Here is a 2,951-nt window from a genome sequence, read left to right as displayed (position 1 = left end):
AGAGCTTTTCGAAAAGTATACGTTTACGTAGATGTAAGGTTACTCAATGAATCGAGGATCCAAAGGTCTATTTACTAAATACGGACAGCCCTTCTCCAAATGGTGGAACCAGTTTAGGGCCGAGGTTGCCGTCGTTGCGATGAAAGACCCACTTGAACCTTTTATGTCCGTGGGTGATCGCATACTGACACTAAGAACGGGATATCACACACGAAGAAACTCTATTGTCGTACCGTGGATGTTAATGCTAACTGGTTTGACATTGTATTTTATCTACGATTCTAGCTACAAATATGATTTAGAATCCCAAAAAGCTCAAGCAGCCCGTATGATCGACTTTCATAAGGAAAGGGCATCTCAGTACGAAAGGTTGCGCATAAGAGCCGAAAATTTAGGAGATATTAAAGAGGGAGCCAAGTATCAGCAGTTAGTGTCTGGGGAAGATGAACGGATACAAGCCTATAGCCTCTATTTTGAGCAAGACGGTAATGTAACACTTCTTACTCATATGGAAGTACTCAAAAAGCTTGGACGATTAGATCGCTTTCTTTCCGGAATTAGCTTTCTGGCCATCATGTGCGCTCTATCTCTGGGAGCGTGGTTAGTATTCCTACTCAAGCCTCGCGATGCTGAGGTTTACTTCGATCGACAGCGTCAGATTGTTTACACCTGGCGCCACGGGCGAGTTGGGGCTGCCAAGTTCGATAAAATGGGCATCATTGAGAACCACTTGGGTTTGAACATAATCCTTCAATTTGAAAACAAGAAAAAGACGGGCTTTGAACCTATGGCAATTGTCGGTATTGATATTGGAAAGCTCACCTTTCACAAAGAAGATGATATGACCTATACCCTAGCCCAAATACTAGCATTCATGGACCATGGTAAAGAGGCCATTATCACGGGAAACAATTTTCAACGCGAACCAGCAAAGTACTTTCTTCGAAAAGATAGAAAGCCAGCGGATTTTGAAAGGCGCTTAGAAGCCGTTCTTGAAGCGGATACTGACTTAGTGGAGCACTATCAAACCAAGAAACCCAAAGGTCATGCATTTTAGTGGTGGTTAAAAGATGAAACGTCGATTTTGGGGTATGTTTACCACCAAAGCCCAACCTTTTTCCAAGTGGTGGCAGGATTTTCGCTCCGAGGTGATCGTTATTCCGATGAAAGATCCACTTGACCCTATAGTCTCGGTGGATGATAAGGTGCTAACCGTAAGGACAGGTTATCACACTAGACGCAATACCATTGTCATCCCGCTAATGTTGCTGTTTACCTTTATGCCGCTTTATATGTTTTACGACTTTCTGCCTAATCTGAGTAGCAATCAAGAGTATGCGCACAGGATGTTGGCGTCCATAGAAAAAGAAAAAGCTTCCAATCAATTAAGATACGGAGCTGAAGAAACGGAAAAATATGCCAGAGCACTGCTTGATGAAAATGGTGAGGTCACATGGGCAACGTATTTAAGGGCAAAAGAAGTTGAAGGCAGGCTCGGCCGTTTCTTCGAAGTTTGATAATGATAAGTTCTTTTCAGCTATTTGGGTTTATTCTGTGGCTGCTCTTTCTTCTAAAACCAAGAGATGCCGAAGTCTATTTTGACCGAGAGCGTAAAATTGTATATAGCTGGCGTCATGGACGAGTAGGCGCAGCCTACTTTGACAAAATGGGGTTGATTGAAAACCAGTCTGGCATCAACCTTGTGTTGCAGTTTGAAAACAAAAAGCAAAAGGGCTACCGTCCAATGGCAATTGTCGGCATTGATACCGGCAAGTTGGCCTTTCATACTGAAGCCGATACTACCTACCCACTGGCGCAAATTCTCGCTTTTATGGATCATGGTAAAAGCGCTGTGATTACCGGCCCATCTTTTAGGCGCAAACCTGCAAAGCTATTTTGGCGCATCGATCGCAAACCCGATAACTTCGAACAGCGCGTAAACGCAGCATTAGAAGCCGAAGGAGATTTAGTCCATCACTACCAAACCCGCAGGCCAAAAGGGCATGCGATATAGCCGCGATAACAATATGAAACGATCGAATAACCAGGGCTTCTTGGTCAGATATCAATACCCACAAAAACTGATTAAATGGCGAGAGTCGATTTCTTCCCACTTTAAAACCATTCAGCCTGCGGATGATCCGCTAGAGCCCTTCATGACAGTCACGGATGATGTTCTATCTGTACGGGATGCAAAAAATGGGTTGAGGCTTGCTTACCTCTTGCCGCTGGTTATTGGCCTATGGGTTTTATCGTTTCTTTTCGTTGGGAAATTGGGAACAAATACTGCTTCAATTAATACTGGTTTAGAGAGAATAGAGAGATATCAAGAAATGGAACTTCAGGGGCTACCATTTAGTAGCTATCACCAAGAAAACTATGAATATTACAAGTTAATGTTTGGAGAAAATGGTCGTTACTCTTTTCTCGGCTATACAAGAGCTGTACTTGCACATGGAACAGAAACTCAACGCGAATTTCTGATTACTTACTCCATTCTTTCAGCAATCGTGGTATCTCTCACTGGATATTTTACGCTCTTTTTCATCAGAACCCCAAAGCCGGCCAATATTTATTTCGACCGAAAACGTCAAATTGTGTATACCTGGTTCTCTGGCAGATTAGCCGCTTGTCGATTTGAGAACTTAGGGTTTCTGGAACGCAAGACAGGGATGGAGCTCTATTTGTATTGTGAAAATAAAAAGCGCAAAGGTGGCTATAACGTCGTGCCAATCATAGTTCAGCCAACGGGCAAAGTTCACCTCAATACCGAAAGAGATAATGACTACTTCATCGCGCAAATATTCAACTTCATGGACAGCGGGAAAAGCGCAGTTATAACAGGTGAGAGCTTTCACCGCTCAGAGTCACACTCATACTTCCGCATCGATAAAAGGCCAGAGCCATTTGAAGAACGGTTAGAGAAGTTGCTTGAACACGAACATGAACTG

The 2,951-nt window shown here is 43.3% G+C and carries 4 protein-coding genes; all 4 read left to right on the top strand.

Annotation, left to right across the window (positions count from 1 at the left end; genetic code table 11):
* Nucleotides 1-46 precede the first annotated feature (46 nt).
* On the top strand, nucleotides 47-1,057 hold the full coding sequence (locus UA76_RS05580; protein WP_047043883.1) for a hypothetical protein: 1,011 nt from the start codon (nucleotides 47-49) through the stop codon (nucleotides 1,055-1,057).
* A gap of 13 nt (nucleotides 1,058-1,070) precedes the next feature.
* Nucleotides 1,071-1,517, top strand: a complete 447-nt coding sequence (locus UA76_RS24465; protein ID WP_047043881.1) for a hypothetical protein — start codon at nucleotides 1,071-1,073, stop codon at nucleotides 1,515-1,517.
* Nucleotides 1,518-1,519: 2 nt separating this feature from the next.
* Nucleotides 1,520-2,014 (top strand): hypothetical protein, encoded by a 495-nt coding sequence (locus UA76_RS24460; RefSeq protein WP_047043879.1) that lies wholly within the window; start codon nucleotides 1,520-1,522, stop codon nucleotides 2,012-2,014.
* A gap of 13 nt (nucleotides 2,015-2,027) precedes the next feature.
* Nucleotides 2,028-2,951, top strand: a 924-nt coding sequence (locus UA76_RS05565; RefSeq protein ID WP_157617577.1) for a hypothetical protein, incomplete at its 3' end; no start/stop codon positions are given.

Origin of the sequence: Vibrio mexicanus (genome assembly GCF_001012815.1) — a bacterium.
Lineage (GTDB): Bacteria > Pseudomonadota > Gammaproteobacteria > Enterobacterales > Vibrionaceae > Vibrio > Vibrio mexicanus.
The sequence above is the reverse complement of the archived record's forward strand: the minus strand, read 5'-3'. Positions and strand labels throughout refer to the sequence as shown.